At 47.0% G+C, this 1,112-nt stretch carries 1 protein-coding gene; it reads right to left on the bottom strand.

Annotated elements, in window-relative coordinates; all coding sequences use genetic code 11:
* Positions 1 to 18: 18 nt before the first annotated feature.
* Positions 19 to 1,112, bottom strand: a 1,094-nt coding sequence (locus tag R7093_RS24070) for an AMP-binding protein (protein WP_318146866.1), incomplete at its 5' end; no start/stop codon positions are given.

Below are 1,112 nucleotides of genomic sequence, written 5' to 3'. Positions count from 1 at the left end.
CGACTCAATGAAATCGGCTTACGCGCTTTTCTTTGCCAGTTCTGCGTCGTTCTCTTCACGAAGTACACGACGTAAGATCTTACCTACGTTGGTCTTCGGTAAGTCTTCACGGAACTCAACCAGTTTTGGAACCTTGTAGCCCGTTAGATGCTGACGACAGTGTGCAATCACTTCTTCTTTGGTTAAGCTCGGGTCACGTTTTACAACGTAGATCTTCACCAACTCACCAGACACTTCATGCGGTTGACCAATAGCAGCCACTTCAAGAACTTTGCCGTGCAGAGCGACAACGTCTTCGATTTCATTCGGGTAAACGTTGAAGCCTGATACTAAGATCATGTCTTTCTTACGGTCAACGATATGCAGGAAGCCTTCGTCATCAAACTTAACGATGTCACCCGTTGATAGCCAACCGTCTTCGTTAATGGTGTCTTTAGTTGCTTCCGGACGTTGCCAGTAACCTTGCATTACTTGAGGGCCGCGAACTTGTAGCTCACCTGTACCAGTATTTGGCAGTACATTGCCTTCTTCATCAACCATACGAACTTCTGTCGAAGGAACTGGCAGACCGATAGAACCGTTGTACTCAACCAGGTCATGCGGGTAAGCCGCAACTAACGGTGAACACTCAGTAAGTCCATAGCCTTCAAGCAGGTAGCAGCCTGTGGTCTTCAGCCATTTCTCAGCAACAGCACGTTGAACTGCCATACCACCACCAACAGCCAAGCGAAGATTACTGAAGTCCAACTCATGGAAATCTTCATTGTTCACTAGCGCATTGAATAAGGTATTCACACCTGTGATCGCTGTGAATTGGTATTTTTGCAGCTCTTTTACAAAGCCAGGAATATCACGCGGGTTGGTAATCAGTAAGTTACGACCACCCATTTCGATAAACAGCAAACAGTTCACTGTCAGTGCAAACACGTGGTAAAGCGGCAATGCGGTTACCACTAATTCACGACCTGGAGAAAGTACAGGACCGTAAGCCCCTTTCGCCTGAAGCACGTTCGCAATCATGTTGCGATGCGTTAGGATTGCACCTTTTGCGACACCCGTAGTACCACCAGTGTATTGCAGAAATGCAATATCATCACCAGACATAAACGGCT

The organism is Vibrio sp. 1580 (genome assembly GCF_033340055.1).
This window is presented reverse-complemented; position numbering and strand designations above follow the sequence as displayed.